At 63.2% G+C, this 19,158-nt stretch carries 20 protein-coding genes; 5 read left to right on the forward strand and 15 right to left on the reverse strand.

Going from position 1 to position 19,158, the window contains the following annotated elements; genetic code table 11:
- Window positions 1-712: 712 nt before the first annotated feature.
- Together ACIPHN_RS25205 and ACIPHN_RS25210 are read right to left on the reverse strand one after the other, a co-directional pair.
- The gene (locus ACIPHN_RS25205; protein ID WP_400441771.1) at window positions 713-2,116 is read right to left on the reverse strand and encodes a sensor histidine kinase; all 1,404 of its coding nucleotides are present in this window, start codon (window positions 2,114-2,116) and stop codon (window positions 713-715) included.
- A 4-nt stretch (window positions 2,117-2,120) separates the two neighbouring features.
- The gene (locus ACIPHN_RS25210) at window positions 2,121-2,804 is read right to left on the reverse strand and encodes a response regulator (protein WP_400441774.1); all 684 of its coding nucleotides are present in this window, start codon (window positions 2,802-2,804) and stop codon (window positions 2,121-2,123) included.
- Window positions 2,805-3,059: 255 nt separating this feature from the next.
- On the opposite strand from ACIPHN_RS25210, the gene phnD reads away from it, so the two are divergent.
- From phnD to glpD, 5 genes are all read left to right on the forward strand, one after another.
- Entirely contained in the window at window positions 3,060-4,049 is a 990-nt protein-coding gene (gene phnD / locus ACIPHN_RS25215) for a phosphate/phosphite/phosphonate ABC transporter substrate-binding protein (RefSeq protein ID WP_400441777.1), read from the forward strand.
- Window positions 4,050-4,209: 160 nt separating this feature from the next.
- Window positions 4,210-4,980 (forward strand): phosphonate ABC transporter ATP-binding protein, encoded by a 771-nt coding sequence (phnC, locus tag ACIPHN_RS25220; protein WP_400441780.1) that lies wholly within the window; start codon window positions 4,210-4,212, stop codon window positions 4,978-4,980.
- Complete coding sequence (gene phnE, locus ACIPHN_RS25225; protein WP_400441782.1) at window positions 4,977-5,783, forward strand: phosphonate ABC transporter, permease protein PhnE; 807 nt, start codon at window positions 4,977-4,979, stop codon at window positions 5,781-5,783. The genes phnC and phnE (ACIPHN_RS25225) overlap by 4 nt, the downstream gene beginning before the upstream one ends.
- The gene (gene phnE, locus ACIPHN_RS25230) at window positions 5,776-6,609 is read left to right on the forward strand and encodes a phosphonate ABC transporter, permease protein PhnE (RefSeq protein ID WP_400441785.1); all 834 of its coding nucleotides are present in this window, start codon (window positions 5,776-5,778) and stop codon (window positions 6,607-6,609) included. The genes phnE (ACIPHN_RS25225) and phnE (ACIPHN_RS25230) overlap by 8 nt, the downstream gene beginning before the upstream one ends.
- Before the next feature lie 18 nt (window positions 6,610-6,627).
- Window positions 6,628-8,211, forward strand: coding sequence for a glycerol-3-phosphate dehydrogenase (gene glpD, locus ACIPHN_RS25235; protein WP_400441787.1), 1,584 nt, complete (start codon window positions 6,628-6,630; stop codon window positions 8,209-8,211).
- Here glpD and ACIPHN_RS25240 read toward each other — a convergent pair.
- The 13 genes from ACIPHN_RS25240 to ACIPHN_RS25300 form a co-directional block, all read right to left on the reverse strand.
- Window positions 8,193-8,804 (reverse strand): HupE/UreJ family protein, encoded by a 612-nt coding sequence (locus tag ACIPHN_RS25240; RefSeq protein WP_400441790.1) that lies wholly within the window; start codon window positions 8,802-8,804, stop codon window positions 8,193-8,195. The two genes, glpD and ACIPHN_RS25240, sit on opposite strands and share 19 nt — an antisense overlap.
- Window positions 8,805-8,850: 46 nt before the next feature.
- Window positions 8,851-9,483 (reverse strand): urease accessory protein UreG, encoded by a 633-nt coding sequence (ureG, locus tag ACIPHN_RS25245; protein WP_400441793.1) that lies wholly within the window; start codon window positions 9,481-9,483, stop codon window positions 8,851-8,853.
- A gap of 42 nt (window positions 9,484-9,525) precedes the next feature.
- Complete coding sequence (locus ACIPHN_RS25250) at window positions 9,526-10,206, reverse strand: urease accessory protein UreF (protein WP_400441796.1); 681 nt, start codon at window positions 10,204-10,206, stop codon at window positions 9,526-9,528.
- A 3-nt stretch (window positions 10,207-10,209) separates the two neighbouring features.
- On the reverse strand, window positions 10,210-10,743 hold the full coding sequence (ureE, locus tag ACIPHN_RS25255; RefSeq protein ID WP_400441799.1) for an urease accessory protein UreE: 534 nt from the start codon (window positions 10,741-10,743) through the stop codon (window positions 10,210-10,212).
- 18 nt (window positions 10,744-10,761) lie between these two features.
- Window positions 10,762-12,462 (reverse strand): urease subunit alpha, encoded by a 1,701-nt coding sequence (gene ureC / locus ACIPHN_RS25260; RefSeq protein ID WP_400441801.1) that lies wholly within the window; start codon window positions 12,460-12,462, stop codon window positions 10,762-10,764.
- Window positions 12,459-12,803, reverse strand: a complete 345-nt coding sequence (locus ACIPHN_RS25265; protein ID WP_400441803.1) for an urease subunit beta — start codon at window positions 12,801-12,803, stop codon at window positions 12,459-12,461. The genes ureC and ACIPHN_RS25265 overlap by 4 nt, the downstream gene beginning before the upstream one ends.
- A gap of 10 nt (window positions 12,804-12,813) precedes the next feature.
- Window positions 12,814-13,116, reverse strand: a complete 303-nt coding sequence (locus ACIPHN_RS25270) for an urease subunit gamma (protein ID WP_400441806.1) — start codon at window positions 13,114-13,116, stop codon at window positions 12,814-12,816.
- An 87-nt stretch (window positions 13,117-13,203) separates the two neighbouring features.
- Window positions 13,204-14,103, reverse strand: a complete 900-nt coding sequence (locus ACIPHN_RS25275) for an urease accessory protein UreD (RefSeq protein ID WP_400441809.1) — start codon at window positions 14,101-14,103, stop codon at window positions 13,204-13,206.
- A 243-nt stretch (window positions 14,104-14,346) separates the two neighbouring features.
- Window positions 14,347-15,045 carry an urea ABC transporter ATP-binding subunit UrtE gene (urtE, locus tag ACIPHN_RS25280; RefSeq protein WP_400441812.1) on the reverse strand — a complete coding sequence of 233 codons (699 nt, stop codon included), beginning with the start codon at window positions 15,043-15,045 and terminating at the stop codon, window positions 14,347-14,349.
- 18 nt (window positions 15,046-15,063) lie between these two features.
- Window positions 15,064-15,933, reverse strand: coding sequence for an urea ABC transporter ATP-binding protein UrtD (gene urtD, locus ACIPHN_RS25285; protein ID WP_400441815.1), 870 nt, complete (start codon window positions 15,931-15,933; stop codon window positions 15,064-15,066).
- On the reverse strand, window positions 15,930-17,060 hold the full coding sequence (gene urtC / locus ACIPHN_RS25290; protein ID WP_400441818.1) for an urea ABC transporter permease subunit UrtC: 1,131 nt from the start codon (window positions 17,058-17,060) through the stop codon (window positions 15,930-15,932). The genes urtD and urtC overlap by 4 nt, the downstream gene beginning before the upstream one ends.
- Window positions 17,057-18,673 carry an urea ABC transporter permease subunit UrtB gene (gene urtB, locus ACIPHN_RS25295; RefSeq protein ID WP_400441821.1) on the reverse strand — a complete coding sequence of 539 codons (1,617 nt, stop codon included), beginning with the start codon at window positions 18,671-18,673 and terminating at the stop codon, window positions 17,057-17,059. The genes urtC and urtB overlap by 4 nt, the downstream gene beginning before the upstream one ends.
- Before the next feature lie 241 nt (window positions 18,674-18,914).
- On the reverse strand, window positions 18,915-19,158 hold a 244-nt coding region (locus tag ACIPHN_RS25300; RefSeq protein WP_400441824.1), incomplete at its 5' end, for a transporter substrate-binding protein.

Consider the following 19,158-nt stretch of genomic DNA (forward strand, 5'->3'; position numbering starts at 1 on the left):
AGGACCGTGAAACGACTTCGCGCCGATGATAGTGCTGCAACCAGTGTGAAAGTAGGTCATCGTCAGGCTTGTTACTCCCAAGAACCCTCGTTACGAAAGTAGCGAGGGTTTTTGCTTTGGGCGGCCGAAAATCGCGATGCTGTCCGCTCACATCACTTCCCCTCCTGCCAACTCCCCCCCTTCACGGCATCATTCTCGGCATCGCGCAACGCAGGTAGCCGACGTGCATCGTGCATGTCGCGCCCGGAATCAGAATGGACGCAGAAGATCTATCCACAGCGATTCCGCGGTAGGCAGAAATTGAACCCGATGCGTTATGCACATCTGAAAAGCTATATATCCAGTCGAGATTTAACTTATACACAGCGTTTGTTGAAGCACGCGCTTCGGGAGCGCATCTGCACAACAGGTCACTGAAAGCAGTCAGCAGCAGCGCTCGCTGCCAATGGTGGCAAGGAAAGAATAGAAATAAAAATGGCCGGCAAAGCCGGCCATCTACTAACAATCCACTCCTTACTTCAATTGCAGGAAAAGGCCGGCAAGCTACTGCAAAGTCGCGCTGTAGAACGATTCCTTCTATCTTGTCCACAGCGATTCCTGAAGATAAGAAGAAAGAAAAACTTATTCACAGCAGTTTCCAGAACACATCACGTTCACCAGGAAGCTCATGCCGAAAAAACTAATTTTTCCACAGTCATATCCCAATAGCACCTTAGCTCAGCACGGCCCTGACATGTACAAGGGCATTCAAGCCCTCCACCTTTCCGCCATCATCGACGCGATTGCGCAAGCTGATCGTCGCCTGCATGGAATCCACGATTTCCGCGCAGATCGTCAGCCCCAATCCACCGGCCGACGACACATTGGATGAAAACGCCTTGAAGACATTCTCCATCGCCAGCTCATCGATGCCCTCTCCGCTATCCCAGACCAGTAGCTCAGCGACATCGGACATCGCACTGATGCGTATCCCAAGCCGCCCCTGAATCGGCGTATGCCGGATCGCGTTATGCAGGAGATTGGAAATAAGCTCTCCTATCATCCACGGATGCCCCATCACCAGGATCTTGTCGGCTTCCAGTTCGAAATCCAGGTCCTTCTCCGCAATGAGCGGTGACAGGTCCACGGCCGTCTCGCGCGCCAGCATGCCAAGGTCGCAGACTTCCTGTGCGCCCCGCCCTCTGATCTGTTCCACCTTGGCCAGAGACAGCAACTGATTGGCCAGAGTCGTCGCCCGCTCCACCGTACCGGACATCTCACCCAGGATCACATGCGGTGGTGCATCCCCGCGCAATCCCGATTGCAGCTGTGTCTTCAGAACCGCCAGCGGCGTGCGCAACTGATGCGATGCATTGGCAACGAAGCGCTGCTGATGGTCCAGCAGCCGTCGCAACCTTGCCATCAGCTGGTTCAGGGCATTGATGAATGGCTGCAGCTCGCGCGGCGCCATGGGTGGGGCCACCGGCGAGAGATCCTCGGCCGGGCGTTCATCCAGCTGGCGGCGCAGCGCATCCACCGGTTGCAACGCACGCCGCACCACATACAGGGTCACCGACACGATCACCACCAGCAAGGCGGCCTGGCGGATCAGTGTCTCCCAGAAGATCTTGCGTGCCAGCGCACTGCGGTTCTCCATGGTCTCGGCGACCTGCACCAGTGCCGCGCCACGGGGATCATTGCTCACCACCGGCTGGAACAAGGCCGCCACCCGCACGGGAACACCGTTGTAGTTATCCTCGTAGATATGCGCCAGCGCCGGATAGATGGCCTCCTTGTCGGCCCGGCCACGGTAAGCCGGCAAGTCGTCATCGCCTTCGAAGAACTTGCCGTCCAGGTCATTGATACGATAGATCATCCGGCTCGAATAATCGGCTTCGTAGATTTCCAGTGCCGCATACGGTAGCGATGCCTTCAGCTCACCATTCTCGATGCGCAGCAGATCGCCGATGGAATGCACCGAGGCAATCAGCATCCGGTCATAGGCCGTGTTCACCGACTCAAGCGTATTGCGATACAGCGAAAACGAATCGATGACGATGAACAGGGCGATCGGCGAGATGATCCACGCCAGCAGATAGGCACGTACGGAGCGCCGTCTCGAAAACAGATGTGCCACGTCGTCAGTCCCCGCGGCCCTGCTGCCGGTCACGCAGCAGGTAACCCAAACCACGCAGCGTCATGATCTCCGCACCAGTCTCCATGAGTTTCTTGCGCACCCGATGTACCACCACCTCGATGGCTTCGAGCTGCGTATTCTCTTCCATCGGGAAGACCAGCCGGAACAGCTTCTCCTTGGTCACCGCATGCCCGGGCTTGGCGATCAGCGCCTTGAGCAAGGTATGCTCGCGCGGTGTCAATTCCAGAGGATCCTCGCCACAATAGAAAGCGCCGGATCCCCGATCGAAACGCAGGCGGCCGCAACGCTGTCCGCCATCATCCGCGTTGCTGCGACGACGCAGCAGTGCGCGGATGCGCGCATCGAGTTCATCGAGGTCGAAAGGCTTGGCCAGGTAGTCATCCGCGCCGGCATTGAGACCGACCACACGGTCCCCCACGGCGCCGCGCGCGGTCAGCACGATGACCGGCGTACCGATGTCCTGCGAGCGTATGCGCTGTAGCAGGTGCAGTCCGTCCAGTCCCGGGATGTTCAGGTCCAGCACCACCAGGTCGCCGACCCCATCCTTGATCTGCGACAGTGCGCTGATGCCATCACCGCAATGCGTGACCTGGAAGCCGCGCCGCTCCAGCGCCCTCAGCAATGCGCGCGACATGTCGATGTCGTCCTCCACCAGCAGGATATGCATGATCTCCGTGTCGTTATCGTTGGTCAGCCGCCTTTATACCGCCAAACCGTGGCCTGTGCGAGTCCCGCTACCTGTGCCTTTGAAAGCAGATTGAAAGCCGCTGGAAAGGCAGCTGCAAGGAAAGTCCCGGTTTTGACAGCCGCACGGTGGCAAAAGCCGCCCCCCTCGCCTACACTCCCGCACATCGTCGGCATGGGCCCCGCCAATCGGAGCCCGCGACCGGCACCAAAACCAAGACCATCACCAGGAGACAGCATGACCCAGCGTCTGATCAAGACCCTGTTGGCCCTCGCGCTGGCCGCACCGGCCATCGCCTTTGCCCAGGACACCTGCAGCCATCGCGGCGACCTCGACCAGCAATACTGCGACGCCAACAACGATCTCACGGCCGACACGCCCACCGATCCCAAGAAGCTGAAGACCCCCAACACCCTGGTCTTTACCTTCACCCCGGTGGAAGACCCGGCCGTCTACGACAAGATCTTCAAGCCCTTCACCGACTACCTGTCACAGTGCACCGCCAAGAAAGTGGTGTTCTTCCAGGTGCAGTCCAATGCCGCTGAAATCGAAGCCATGCGCTCCGGACGCCTGCATGTGGGCGGCTTCTCGCCAGGCCCGACCAACTTCGCCGTCAACATCGCCGGCGCCGTGCCGTTCGCCGTCATCGGCGATGCCAAGGGTTACCAGGGTTACACGCTCAACGTGATTGTGCGCAAGGACAGCCCGATCCAGAAGATGACCGACCTCAAGGGCAAGAAGGTCGCTCACACCGCACCCTCGTCGAACTCCGGCCACATGGCACCGATGGCGCTATTCCCCAAGCTGGGCGTGACCCCGGACAAGGACTACAAGGTCATCTTCTCCGGCAAGCACGACCAGTCCATCCTGGGCGTGAACTCGGGTGACTATGACGCCGCTGCAGTGGCCTCCGACGTCTTCGATCGCATGGTGGAACGTGGCGTCATCAAGGCCGAGAACTTCCGCGTCATCTGGCACAGCGAGAAATTCCCGACCCAGGACTTCGCCTACGCGCACGACCTGGAGCCGAACTTCCGCGACAAGATGCTCAAGTGCTTCTACGACTATCGCTTCACCGATGAACTGAAGAAGGCCTTCGCCGGCGCCGATCGTTTCTATCCGATCAACTACAAGAAGGACTTCGAGATGGTGCGCTTCGTGGCCCAGTCGGCCGGCGAATCCTTCAACCGCGCCGCCTACGACAAGCAGAACGCCGGCAAGAAGTAAGCACCTGACCCGCACTGCACCCGTGGCCGTCCTGGCCCGGGTGAGGCAGCACCGAACACCCGTCACAAACGACACAAACGACACGGCCCGCGCCACTGGTGCGGGCCGCGGCCCCTCGCATCCCGCGAAACGCCGCGCATCACCAGAGAAAGCGCCTCCCATGTCACACGCCATCGAAATCCAGGGCCTGGTCAAGGAATACAAGCCCGGCCATCCCATCCTCAAGGGGATAGACCTGAAGATCGGCGACGCCGGCCTCGTTGCCATCATCGGCCCCTCCGGCACCGGCAAGTCCACCCTGATCCGCTGCATCAATCGCCTGGTCGATCCCAGTCGTGGCGCGATCTGGTTCGAGGGCGAAGGCAAACGCGTGAACCTGGCCGAGCTGCGCGGACGTGCCCTGCGCGAGCAGCGTCGCCATATCGGCATGGTGTTCCAGGAGTACAACCTGGTGGAGCGTCTTTCCGTGATGGAGAACCTGTTGTGCGGACGCCTGGGTTACGTCAACGCCTTCACCGCATGGCGTCGCAATTTCAGCAAGGACGATATCGCCCACGCCTTCGCGCTGCTGGACACCGTCGGCCTGGGCAACTTCGCCAACCAGCGCGCCGATGCGCTCTCGGGTGGCCAGCGCCAGCGCGTGGGCATCGCCCGCGCCCTGATGCAGCGCCCGCGCCTGCTGTTGGCCGATGAGCCGACGTCCTCGCTGGACCCCAAGACCTCCTTCGAGATCATCTCGCTGTTGAAGGAGCAGGGCCGCGCCCAGAAGATCCCCGTCATCGTCAACATCCACGACGTCGAACTGGCCAAGCGTTACGCCGACCGCATCATCGGCATGTCCGGCGGCCACGTGGTCTACGACGGCAATGCCGAGAACCTGTCGGACGATTTCCTCAAGCAGATCTACGGTGGCGAGGACTGGCTGGCATGACAACTGCAACCTCCCACAACACCCGCGCCCGCGTGAGCCTGGCCTTCAAGCCACAGCTGGCGACCCGCGTGGTGATCTGGCTGATCGCCCTCTACGCCATCTATGCCGCCACGCAACTGGGATTCTCCTGGGAGCGCTTCTCCTCGGGTCTGGGCAATGGCGCCAAGTTCCTCGGCCGCATGTTCCCGCCCGATCTTTCCAAGGGTGACATCCTCTGGGGCGGCATCAAGGAAACCCTGCAGATCGCCGTGCTGGCATCGCTGTTCGGCATCCTGCTGTCCTTGCCCATCGGCCTGATGGGCGCACGCAACCTGATGCCCTCCTGGATCTCCTGGCCGGCCCGCGCGCTGGTCTCGGTATGCCGTTCGCTGCACCCGGTGATCGTGGCCATCCTGTTCGTCAAGGCGGTCGGCTTCGGCGCCCTGGCTGGCGTACTGGCACTGATCGTGGCCTCCATCGGTTTCATCGGCAAGCTCTTCGCCGAAGCCATCGAAGAGATCTCGATCAAGCAGGTCGAAGCCATTCGCGCCACCGGTGCCTCGTTCATGAACGTGATCCTCTTCGGCGTGCTACCACAGGTGATGTCGCGCTTCGTCGGATTCTCCACCTACCAGCTCGACTCCAACCTGCGCAACTCGACCATGGTGGGCATCGTCGGCGCCGGCGGCGTGGGCGGCGTGCTGTTCTCCGCCTTCCAGCGCTTCGACTACGACTTCGTGCTCACCATCCTGGTCACCATCATCACCATCATCGTCGTCGGCGAACTGCTGGCGAACTCGGTCAAGAAGGTCTTCAATGTCTGATACCGTCCTCCCCCGCCCTGCGGCCACGCTCAACCCGGCCGAGCGCGAATGGCAGCGCCACACGCCAATGCAGCGCGTGCTGCGTTTTGCGGTGTGGCTGGTCATCGCGCTGGCCGTAGTACAGTCGCTGCGCTATATCGAGATCATTCCCGAGTTCCTCTACGATGCGCCGGAACAGATGAGCGACATGCTCTCCCGCATGTGGCCCGTCGACTGGGCCTACTTCGGCACCGATGTGAAGGCCGGCCTGATCGAGACCCTGCACATCGCCACCCTCGGTACCCTGCTCTCCATCGTGCTGGCCATTCCCTTCGGCCTGCTGGTGGCGCCCAACCTGACTCGCCATCGCGGCCTGAACCTGTTCGCCCGCATCGTGCTGGTAGCCAGCCGTTCGGTCAATTCGCTGGTGTGGGCCCTGCTGTTCCTGGCCATCTTCGGCCCCGGTCCGCTGGCCGGCACCCTGGCCATCGCCTTCCGCTCCATCGGCTTCGTCGGCAAGATGGCCGGCGAGACCATCGAGCAGATGCCGCGTGGTCCCATCGAGGCGCTGCAGGCCTCGGGTGCCAGCAAGTTCTCCGAGATCTGGTATGGCTACTGGCCGCAGCTGAAGCCCGCCTTCATGTCCATCGTGCTCTTGCGCTGGGACATCAACGTGCGTGAATCGGCCGTGCTGGGCATCGTCGGCGCCGGTGGCGTGGGAATGGTGCTCGACACCGCCCTGAACCTGTTCCAGTGGCCGCGCGTGGCCACCGTGCTGGTGTCCATCTTCGCCATCGTGATCGTCACCGAAGTGGTGGTCACGCAGATCCGCAAGCGCATTCTCTGACATGGGAGCGAGGCCAGCATGAAAGCACGTGGCACTGAAGGTATCACCTATCCTCCGCAATACGACCTGCTGGTGGTCGGTGGCGGCATCAATGGCGCCGGCATCGCGCGCGACGCCGCCGGGCGCGGCCTGTCGGTGGCGCTGTGCGAGCAGCACGACCTGGCCCAGCACACCTCGTCCTCCTCCAGCAAGCTTATCCACGGTGGCCTGCGCTATCTGGAGCACTACGAGTTCGGCCTGGTGCGCAAGGCCTTGATCGAGCGCGAAGTGCTGTTGCGCAGCGCTCCCCACATCATGTGGCCGCTGCGTTTCGTCATGCCGCATGACCGGGGCCAACGCCCGGCCTGGCTGATCCGCCTGGGCATGTTCCTCTACGATCACCTGGCCCGGCGCGAGCTACTGCCCGGCTCGCGTGCACTGGACCTGCGCCGTCACAGTTCGGGCGCGCCGCTGAAGTCGCAGTTTACCCGTGGCTTCGTCTATTCCGATGGCTGGGTCGATGACGCGCGGCTGGTGGTGTTGAATGCCATGGACGCCGCCGAGAAAGGCGCGCACATCATGACCCGCACCCGCTGCGAATCGCTGACCCGCCAGGACAAGGACTGGCAAGCCGTGCTGCGGCGTGAAGACGGTCATGCCATGCAGCTGCGTGCCCGTTGCGTGGTCAACGCCGCCGGTCCGTGGGTAGCGCAGTTCCTGGGCGGCGCGGCGCACGTGCATTCGAGCAAGTCGGTGCGACTGGTCAAGGGCAGCCACATCGTGGTCAAGCGCCTCTTCGAGCACGACCATGCCTACATCTTCCAGAACCCGGATGGTCGCATCGTCTTCGCCATCCCCTACGAACAGGACTTCACCCTGATCGGCACCACCGATATCGAATACAAGGGCGCGGTGGAAAACGTCGCGATTTCGGCGGACGAGATCAGCTACCTGTGCCAGTTGGCCAACCGCTATTTCGAGAAACCCATCACGCCGGATGATGTGGTGTGGTCATATTCAGGTGTGCGTCCGCTGCTGGAAGACGCCGCTGCCGATGCCTCGGCGGTCACGCGTGACTACCAGCTCGATCTGAACACCGAGGGCGCCCCACTGCTCTCCATCTTCGGTGGCAAGATCACCACCTTCCGCAAGCTGGCCGAGGAGGCGGTGGACATGATCGCTCCGGTGCTGGGCAACCAGCGTGGCGCCTGGACCGAGCACGGCTGCCTGCCAGGTGGTGACCTGTACGGCACACAGCCAGCCAATCGTTCGGTACGCGAATTCGCCCAGTACGTCAGCGCCCTGCAGCAGCAATATCATTGGTTGCCGGCATCGCTGTTGCAGCGCTATGCACGCGCCTATGGCAGCCGCACCCATGTGCTGCTGGAAGGGAAGAGCCAGTTGGAAGAGATGGGAGAGGAGATCCTGGGCGGTTTGTATGCCGCCGAGGTGGACTACTTGCTACGCCACGAATGGGCCAGCAGCGCGGCCGATATCCTGTGGCGGCGATCCAAGCTCGGCCTGCATTGCCCCAAGGGCAGCGAGGCCGTGCTGGATGCCTGGCTGGCCGCGCGCGGCAACCAGCCAGTGACGGCCGAGGTGCTTCAGGCCGCCAGCAGGTAAGCACCCACGGCGGCAATACCCACGCCACCGATGCGCACCACGCGGTCTGCCATCTTCTGGCCGGCCACCAGGCCGATGCCCAGGCCCGCAGCGTGCAGCAGCGCGGTCGCGGCGATGAAGCCGGCACCGTACAGGGCGGCCGAGCTGCCATGCGGCAGTTCAGCGCCGTGCGCGTAACCATGGAACATCGCGAACAGCGACACCACCAGCGTGCTGCCCCACAGCGGCATGCGCACGGCAAACGCGATCAGCAGACCCAGCACGGCCACCGAGGCGCCGATACCGGTTTCCACCGCCGGCACTTGCAGGCCGGCGAAGGCCAGCAGTGCACCGACGACCATCATCAGCGGGAAGGCCAGCGGCAACACCCACAGGGCGCGCTGCTTGTTCTGCGCTGCCCACAGACCCACGGCCAGCATGGCCAGCAGGTGATCGATACCCGAGAACGGGTGGGCGAAGCCGGCGGCCATGCTGGCCGTGGCATCCATGGTGGAGCCAGGATGGCCCGGGTGGGCCAGCGCGGAGCCGGCCGCCAGCGCGGTGACGGCCAGCACGCCCAAACGGGCGCGGGTCTTGGTCGAGACTGTCAACATGATTTCTCCTTGGGAAGATATAGCAGATTCGTCGGAATTGAGGGGCTTAGTTCTTGGGCTTCTCGTCCAGCAAGCCCTGCTTGCGGATGTACTCGATCACCTTCTCCACACCCTCGCCGCTGCGCAGGTTGGTGAACACGAAGGGGCGTTCGCCACGCATGCGCTTGGCATCGGCCGCCATGATATCCAGATTTGCGCCCACATAGGGAGCCAGGTCGGTCTTGTTGATGATCAGCAGGTCCGAACGGGTGATGCCGGGGCCGCCCTTGCGCGGGATCTTCTCGCCACCGGCCACGTCGATCACATAGATGGTCAAGTCCGACAGTTCGGGACTGAAGGTGGCCGCGAGGTTGTCGCCGCCGGATTCCACCAGGATCAGGTCCAGGTCGGGGAAGTCGGCACTCATGCGGGCGATCGCTTCGAGGTTGATCGAGGCATCTTCACGGATGGCCGTGTGCGGGCAGCCACCGGTCTCCACCCCCATCAGGCGGTCGGCCGGCAGCGCATCGGCGCGCAGCAGGATCTCCATGTCTTCCTTGGTGTAGATGTCATTGGTGATGACGGCCATGTCGTAATGGTCGCGCATGCGCTTGCACAGCATTTCGCACAGCGCCGTCTTGCCGGAACCGACCGGGCCGCCGATGCCTACGCGCAGCGGATTGGAAGTGGGATTGCTCATGGTGGTCTCTTGGTCGTATTGAAACGTAAAGGGTATAAATAATCAGGAACGGTAGATGCGGCTGTACTGCACCTCATGTTGCATCGACAGCAGCGACAGGCCGGGCGCCCAGTTGCAGAGGTCTTCGTCCTCCAGCGTCAGCGCCGTGGTGGCGGCTTTCTCCAGTTCAGGCTGCAGCGACAGCAGCATGCGCTGCCCGGCCACCTGGCCCAGCGGTACCGTCTTCACGCAAGCCAGCACCTGGTTCTCGGCCCAGGCGAACAGCATGCCCAGCACTGCCGCTTCGCGCGGCACCTGCAAGGCTACCGTGGCGAAGGCCAGGGAAGTCGGCAGCGGCAGTTCCGGCTGGGCCTGCAGGATGGCCAGCAGATCCGCGTCGCCCAGCTTCAGGTCGGTGGCCAACTTGCCCAGCGAGTAACCCATCTGGATGGTCTCGGCACGAAACTCGGAGGTGTCGCGTGCGGCGATGAAGCGCTCGGTCCACAGCGTCACCGCCGCGGTATCACGCGCTTCGAATGCCGCCACCAGCCGCGCAAAGATGGGCGCCTCGAAGCGCGCCACCACCTCATGCAGCGCGTGGCCGATCCAGGCGCGCGCCGTCGCCTCGTTGCTGACCCGGCCATGCTCGATGGCCGCCTCCAGCCCCTGCGAATAGCTATAGGCGCCGATCGGCAGGGACGGGCTGCTCAGTTGCAGCAGATGCAGCAAGGCGCTGGCGTGCATGGATCAGCCTTCTTCCTTCTTGTCGCCGGGACGATGGATCTTCTGGCGCAGCGGGATCGGCGCCAGCGGGTTGTGGTGATGATCGTCACCATGATGGTGATGGCCGCCGCCATAGGCACCGGCCTCCGGTTCGAAGGCGGCCTGTTCCTCGCTTACTTGCGCGCCCAGGCCTTCCAGCATTTCCTTCAACACCGGATCCTTGCGGATACGCAGGAAGCCCACGCCACCCGCATGGCCGATATGCGCCTGGGTGTGGCGATTGCCGAGGTGGAAGGCACAGCGCAGCAGCAGATGCGCATCGGCCGCATCGACGCGATAGGTGGCTTCGGCCTTGGCGATGATCCTGACCACGCGGCCATCATCGCCGCGCAGCAGGTCACCATCGCGCAGCACGGTGCCACGCACGGTGAACACGGCCACGTCCTCGCCCGAGCGCAGCGTGGCGCGCAGGCGGCTCTTCTCGCGCTGGTCGTAGGGCAGTTCCAGTTCGCCGTCGATCTGGTCGGCCTGGTCTATCTTGGTATTGAGAGTCAGCATGAAGAAATCTAAAGAAAATCAGAACAGGAAATAACGTTGCGCCAGTGGCAGCGACACCGCCGGTTCGCACACCAGCAGTTCGCCATCGGCACGCACTTCGTAGGTCTCGGCATCGACTTCCATCTTCGGCGTGGCGCCGTTGTGGATCATGTCGCGCTTGCGCAGGTTGCGCATGTTCTTCACCGCCACCACTGGCTTGTTGAGCTTGAGTTGCTCACCGATGCCGGCATCGAAGGCCGCTTGCGAGACGAAGGTCATCGAGGTCTTGAGGCCACCGCCATAGGCGCCGAACATCATCCGGTAATGCACCGGCTGGGGCGTCGGGATGGAGGCATTCGGGTCACCCATCTGGGCGGCGGCGATCATGCCGCTCTTGAGGATCATCGAGGGCTTGGCGCCGAAGAAGGCCGGCTTCCACAGCACGATATCGGCCAGCTTGCCCACCTCCAGCGAACCGACCACGTGCGAGACGCCGTGGGTGATGGCCGGGTTGATGGTGTACTTGGCGATATAGCGCTTGATGCGGAAGTTGTCGTTGCGCGAGCTGTCTTCCTTGAGCGAGCCGCGCTGTACCTTCATCTTGTGCGCGGTCTGCCAGGTGCGCAGGATCACCTCGCCCACGCGACCCATGGCCTGCGAGTCGGAAGACATCATCGAGATCGCACCGATGTCATGCAGGATGTCTTCGGCCGCAATGGTCTCGCGGCGGATGCGCGATTCGGCGAAGGCGATGTCCTCGGCGATGGCCGGATCCAGGTGATGGCAGACCATCAGCATGTCCAGGTGTTCGTCGAGCGTATTGACCGTGAAGGGACGCGTCGGATTGGTGGAGGAGGGCAGCACGTTGCCCTGGCCCACGGCCGCAATGATGTCCGGTGCATGGCCGCCACCTGCACCCTCGGTGTGGAAGGTGTGGATGGTACGGTCCTTGAAGGCGGCCAGGGTGTGCTCCAGGAAGCCGCCTTCATTCAGGGTATCGGTGTGGATGGCCACCTGGATATCCATGCGGTCGGCCACCGTCAGGCAGTTGTCGATGGCCGCAGGCGTGGAGCCCCAGTCCTCGTGCAGCTTCAGGCCGATGGCGCCGGCACGGATCTGTTCTTCCAGCGGCAGCGGCAGGCTGACATTGCCCTTGCCCAGGAAGCCCAGGTTCATCGGGAAGGCATCGGCTGCCGCCAGCATGGAGTGGATATGCCACGGACCAGGTGTGCAGGTGGTCGCCGCCGTGCCCACGGCCGGGCCGGTGCCGCCACCGATCATGGTGGTGACGCCGCTCATCAGCGCTTCCTCGATCTGCTGCGGGCAGATGAAGTGGATGTGGCTGTCGATACCGCCGGCGGTGACGATCATGCCTTCGCCCGCGATGATCTCGGTGGCACCACCGATGGCCATCGTCACGCCGGGCTGGATGTCGGGATTGCCGGCCTTGCCGATGCCGGCGATGCGGCCCGACTTGATGCCGAGGTCCGCCTTGACGATGCCCCAGTGGTCGACGATGAGGGCATTGGTGATGACGGTATCCATTACGTCGGCGTGGGCGCGCTGCGACTGGCCCATGCCATCGCGGATCACCTTGCCGCCGCCGAATTTCACTTCCTCGCCATAGATCGTATAGTCCTTCTCGACTTCGAGGAACAGTTCGGTATCGGCCAGGCGCACACGGTCGCCGACGGTGGGGCCGAACATCTCGGCATAGGCCGAACGGGAAATCTTGCTCATTGGGTCTGCCCCTTCTTGTCGTTGCCGTGCTGAGCCTTCAGCTTGCCCATCACCAGCGCATTGAAGCCATAGACGCGTCGCTCGCCTGCCAGTGCCACCAGTTCCACCGTACGTTCCTGGCCCGGCTCGAAGCGCACTGCCGTGCCAGCGGCGATGTTCAGACGCATGCCATAGGCGGCGGTGCGTTCGAACAGCAGCGCCGGATTGGTTTCGTAGAAATGGAAGTGCGAGCCCACCTGGATGGGCCGGTCGCCGCTGTTGGCTACCGTCACCGTCACGGTGGGACGGCCGGTATTGAGTTCGATGTCGCCGGGTTCGACCAGCATTTCGCCTGGAATCATGACGCGCTCCTCAAGGAATCGGATGGTGGACGGTGACCAGCTTGCTGCCGTCAGGGAAGGTGGCCTCCACCTGGATGTCGGGGATCATCTCCGGCACGCCCTCCATGACATCGGCGCGGCTCAGGATGGTGGTGCCCTCGAACATCAGCTCGGCCACGGTCTTGCCGTCGCGTGCGCCTTCCATGATGGCGGCGGTGATCAGGGCCACCGCTTCCGGATAGTTGAGCTTCAGGCCCCGCGCCTTGCGGCGTTCGGCCAGCAGCGCGGCGGTGAAGATCAACAGCTTGTCTTTCTCTCTTGGTGTCAGTTCCATGTTGGCTCCCGGCCGGCTGGCGGCCTTCAGGTTCTATAACTTTCTGGACTTCGCTTGATTCGGTTCTTCTTGTGTCGCTGAGCTATCTCAGGTATTCCAGATGCGTGGAATCGCGGCATCCTTGCCGGTGACCGCCGGTCGCAGCACATGCCAGGCCGCGTGCAGCCATTGCCGCGCCACCAGGCTGGATTGCCCCAGATAGCGCGCGATCAGTACCTGCTTCATCAGCGTGGCACCACTGCGTCCTTCCAGTTGCAAGGCCCCGATGGTTTCGCGCAGGCGGCCCAGCAGGGCGGCATCCATGCCATCCCCCACCACGATCAGGGTGCCGCAGATGGTTTGCCCATCCAGGGCCAGCGGCCCCTGCATGGCGCCATCCTCGGCCTGCAGGCGGCCCTGCTCGAACCACACCAGCTTGCCGCCACGGCGGATGCTGGTGCGCTGGCTCACAGCACCGGTGTTGAAGCGCTCGCCGGAGGCGGTGCGACCAAAGCAGAGGATCTCCGCGCCCAGGTAAGCGGCGTCGGCGGCCAGCGTGACCTCATGCTCCATGCGCACATCGGCGCCATCGAAGAAGATGGTTTCCTGGGGCAGCCATTCCAGCGTTGCGCCGGCGGCGGCGTCGAGTCGCACCACCTGGCGCGAGTGCTGGCCGTTGGCGCGATACCATTTGCCCGCGCCCGGCGTGGTCAGCAGGGCATGGGCGCGCTCGCCGACCTCGGCCGTGATGGACAGCTGGTCGCCACCGACGATCCCGCCCGGTGGATGGACGATGATGGCGTGGCAGACCGAAGGGGATTCTGGATAGAGCGGTTTCTGCACGCGCAGCGGGCCGAAGTGCTGACGCCGCAGCAGTCGCGTGGTGCCGGCATCGTCGGCAAAGCCCAGCGCGAGGCGTGCGTGATCCGGCGCATGCCGCAGGGGCGCGCCCGCGAGCGGGGAGGCTGGCATGCTGGCGGGTTCCGGGTGGCCGGGGAGTCGTTTCATACCTGGTTCTTGATTGCTTGGAAGGCCTGCTCTTTGCACCGGGACAGCCCGGTCGCGGTCATGCGACTTTATAGCAGACCCGGTGCAAATGCGCAGCTTCGTCTTGTGTATTGCGCCCCGTTCGGACTGAGTAGACCCGCAGGGTCGTATCGAAGGCGCTGAGCTGCTTGTCAACGCAGGCGCGCCTTCGATACGCCGCTTTGCGGCTACTCAGTCCGAACGGTATCTGTTGGACCGGGCTCTTCAGACCGCCAGGTGTTTCCTGACGTCCTCGCCATCCATCTGGTCCTGCGTGCCAGCCGCCACCACCTCACCGCGCGACATGACGACGAAGGTATCGGCCAGTTCGCGGGCGAAGTCGAAATACTGCTCGCACAGCAGGATGCCGATATCACCGCGCTGGCGCAGCAGGCTGATGACGCGGCCGATGTCCTTGATGATGGAGGGCTGGATACCCTCGGTCGGCTCGTCCAGGATGATCAGCTTGGGCTCGGCCAGCAGCGCGCGGGCAATCGCCAGTTGCTGTTGCTGGCCACCGGAGAGGTCACCGCCACGACGGTGCAGCATTTCCTTCAAGACCGGAAAGAGTTCATAGACCTCGCCCTTGATGGTGGAGGCGCGACGACCCGAGAGCGTGGCCATGCCCATGAGCATGTTCTCTTCCACGGTCAGGCGCGCGAAGATCTCGCGGCCCTGCGGCACATAGGCGATGCCCAGCCTGGCGCGCTGGTGGGGCTTCAACTTGGTGATATCGTGGCCCTCGAACATGACATTCCCCTTGGCCACCGGCAGCACGCCCATCAGGCATTTCAGCAGCGTGGTCTTGCCCACGCCATTGCGGCCCAGCAGGGACAAAACCTTGCCCTTCTGCACATCCAGGGAGACCCCGCGCAGCGTATGCGCGGCGCCGTAGTACTGGTTCAGTTCATTGACTTGCAGCATGGTTGATGGTCTCCGCTCTTATCGTCCCAGGTAGACTTCGATGACACGCTCGTTGGATTGCACCTGGCGCATATTGCCCTCGGCCAGTACCGATCCCTCGTGCAGCACGGTCACCTTGCCACCCTGGGCGATCTCCTCGACGAAGCCCATGTCGTGTTCCACCACCATGATGGAATGCTTGCCGCGCAACTCGTTCAACAACTCGGCGGTGCGCGCGGTCTCGGCATCGGACATGCCGGCCACCGGTTCGTCCAGCAGCAGCAGTTGCGGCTCCTGCATCAACAGCATGCCGATTTCCAGCCACTGCTTCTGGCCGTGCGAGAGCAGGCCGGCCAGGCGATGTTCCTGGCCGTTCAAGCGGATCAGCTTGAGGATGTCCTCGATCTTGCCGATCTGCTCTGACGACAGGCGCGCAAACAGCGTGGTCTTGACGCGTTTGTCCATCTTCATCGCCAGTTCCAGGTTCTCGAACACGGTGTGCTGCTCGAACACGGTTGGGCGCTGGAACTTGCGGCCGATGCCGGCGTGCGCGATTTCGTACTCGGTCATCCTGGTCAGGTCGATGGTCTGGCCGAAGAAGGCGGTGCCGGCGGTGGGCCGGGTCTTGCCGGTGATGACATCCATCATCGTGGTCTTGCCCGCGCCATTGGGACCGATGATGCAGCGCAGTTCGCCCACCGAGATATCCAGGTTCAGGTTGTTGATGGCCTTGAAGCCATCGAAGGAGACCGTGATGTTTTCCAGGTAGAGGATGGCGCCGTGGGTGGTGTCGACGCCCTCGGGTTTGATGCGGTCATAGGACGTGCCATGGTCGGCGCGGGGCGTGTCGACGTTGCCGCCCAGGCCGCCGATGCCGGTGGCATTCTTGCCGGGTTCGACTGCACTCATGCTGCCTCCTTGGATGCGCTGCCTTCAGCGGGCGCAGCATCGCGTTTCTTGAATTTCTGCACCAGACCCAGGATGCCCTGCGGCAGGAACAGCGTGACCAGGATGAAGATCAGGCCCAGCGCATACAGCCACAGGTCGGGGAAGGCGGCGGTGAACCAGCTCTTCAAGCCATTGACGGTGAAGGCGCCGATGATGGGGCCGATCAGCGTGCCACGGCCACCGACGGCGGCCCAGATCACCATCTCGATGGAGTTGGCCGGCGACATCTCGGAGGGATTGATGATGCCCACCTGCGGCACGTACAAGGCACCGGCGATACCGCAGATGACCGCCGACAGCGTCCACACGAAGAGCTTGAACCACAGCGGGTTGTAGCCGATGAACATGAGGCGCGATTCGGAGTCGCGCACACCCTGCAGCACGCGGCCCAGCTTGGAGGTGACGATCATGCGGCACACCACCAGCGCGCCCACCAGCAGCGCCAGCGTCACCAGGTAGAGCACGGCCTTGGTCGCGGGCGAGGTGATGGTGAAGCCGAGGATGCGCTTGAAGTCGGTGAAGCCGTTGTTGCCGCCGAAACCGGTATCGTTGCGGAAGAACAGCAGCATGAAGGCGAAGGTCATCGCTTGCGTGATGATGGAGAAGTACACGCCCTTGATGCGCGAACGGAACGCGAAATAACCGAACACGAAGGCCAGAAGACCCGGCACCAGCACCACCAGCAGCATGGCGAACCAGAAGTGGTCCGTCATCCACCAGTACCAGGGATAGGCCTTCCAGTTCAGGAACACCATGAAGTCCGGCAGGTCGCTCTGGTACACGCCGTCACGGCCGATGGCGCGCATCAGGTACATGCCGTGCGCGTAACCGCCCAGCGCGAAGAACACGCCGTGGCCCAGCGAGAGGATGCCCGTATAACCCCACACCAGGTCCAGTGCCAGCGCCGCCATGGCGTAGCACATGAACTTGCCCACCAGGGCGATGGTGTAGGAGGAGACGTGCAGGCTGCTATCCGCCGGGAACAGCAGGTTGCACACCGGCAGCAGCGCCAGCACCACGGTGCAGATGACGATGCCGGTCCAGGCCGGACGATTGAACAGCGAGGGGCGCATGATCATGGTGCTCATTCGACGCTCCTTCCCTTGAGTGCGAAGAGGCCTTGCGGACGCTTCTGGATGAATACGATGATGAAGACCAGGATGGCGATCTTGGCCAGCACGGCCCCTGCCATCGGTTCCAGGAACTTGTTGACCTCACCCAGCCCGAAGGCGGCGATGACGGTGCCGGCCAGCTGGCCCACGCCACCCAGCACCACCACCATGAAGGAATCCACGATGTAGCCCTGACCCAGGTCGGGGCCGACATTGCCCAGCTGCGAGAGCGCCACGCCACCGAGACCGGCGATGCCGCAACCGAGGCCGAAGGTCATCATGTCGATCTTGCCGGTGGACACGCCCACGCAATCGGCCATGCGGCGGTTCTGCGTGACGGCGCGCACGAACAGGCCCAGGCGGGTCTTGTTCAAGATCAGCCACACCGCGAACACCACGAACAGCGCAAAGAACACGATCACGATGCGGTTATAGGACAGCACCAGCGAACCCAGCACGGTGACGCCGCCCGACATCCAGCTCGGGTTGGCCACTTCGACGTTCTGCGCGCCGAAGATGGAGCGCACGCACTGCATGAGCATCAGGCTGATGCCCCAGGTGCAGAGCAGGGTTTCCAGCGGACGGCCATAGAGCCAGCGGATCACCAGGCGCTCCAGCGCGATGCCCACCGCAGCAGCGACGATGAAGGCCGCCGGCAGCGCCACCACGAGGTAGGCGTCGATGGCGCCGGGGAAGAACTTGCGGAACACCATCTGGCAGACATAGGTGGTGTAGGCGCCGATCATCAGCAATTCACCGTGGGCCATGTTGATGATGCCCATCAGGCCAAAGGTGATGGCCAGGCCGAGCGCGGCCAGCAGCAGCACGCTGCCCAGCGAGATGCCATAGAACAGCTTGCCGGCGAAGTCGACGATGGCCAGGTGGCGATCCAGTGCCGACAGCGTGCGCACGGCCTCCACGCGCACGCCTTCGTCGGGTTCGATGTAGGAGCCATCGGGGTTCTTGGCCAGCATGTTTTCCAGTGCGGGCTTCAGCGATGCATTGGTGGTTTCGGCCAGCGTCTTCACGGCGGCGCGGCGCGCGGCCGGGTCGGCCGCATGCAGGTTGGCAGTGGCCTGCACCTGTTGCAGGATGTCCTTGATCTGGGCGTCGCCTTCCTTGGCCAGGGCCTTGGCGATCAGCGGGGCCTGTGCCGGATCGGCGCTCTTGAGCAGGTCGGTGGCTGCCGCCAGGCGTTGCTCGCGCTGTGGCGAGAGCAGTTTCAGGCCGGAGAGCGCACCTTCCACCGCACCGCGCAGGCGGTTGTTGACGGTGATGCCTTCGGCGTCATCGGGCGCCGGGCCACCTTGGTCGGTGGCCGGGTTGAAGGCCTTTCCCGCATCGTCGACGATGAGCACATCACCGGCAGGGGTGACGTAGAGCGCATCACTGTTCAGGGCATTGAGAATCTTGATGGCGTCGTCGTTGGCCAGCGCCGCAATCTGGTTGACGGCGTCGATGCGCGCGTCGGGGTCGTCTCCGCCAAGGGGCTTGAGCAGGGCCGGATCGATGGCTGCGAACGCGCCCAGGGCGTGGACGCAAAGCCAGGTCGCGAGCAGCCCGCGTAGGAACTGGATGGCTGGTTTCATGATCTGTGTGCGCCTCGAAGCGCGGGCCGGTCGATGCTGTGGCCGGGGCGAGTCGTCGGGCGTTTTTCTTGTGGAGGGAAATGCATGGGGGCGCACGGAGCGCCTTCGATACGCCGCTTGCGCGGCTACTCAAGACGAACGGCCCGTGGGATGTGCAACAAAACCCCGTTCGGACTGAGTGAGTAGCCGCATCGCGGCGTATCGAAGGCGCTCCGAAGAACGCCTTACAACGACGACAAGCTTAGTTCTTCTGCTTGCTTTCGTTACCCGGGATATACGGGCTCCACGGTTGCGCGCGGATGGTGGTCTTGGTCTTGTAGACCACGTTGAACTGACCATCGGCCTTGATTTCGCCGATCATCACAGGCTTGTGCAGGTGGTGGTTGGTCTTGTCCATTTCCAGCGTGTAGCCCGACGGTGCCTTGTAGGTCTGGCCGCCCATGGCCGCGATCACCTGGTCGGGGTCGCTGGACTGGGCCAATACC

It is taken from the genome of Herbaspirillum sp. NPDC087042, from assembly GCF_044745245.1.
Classification (GTDB): Bacteria; Pseudomonadota; Gammaproteobacteria; order Burkholderiales; family Burkholderiaceae_D; genus Herbaspirillum.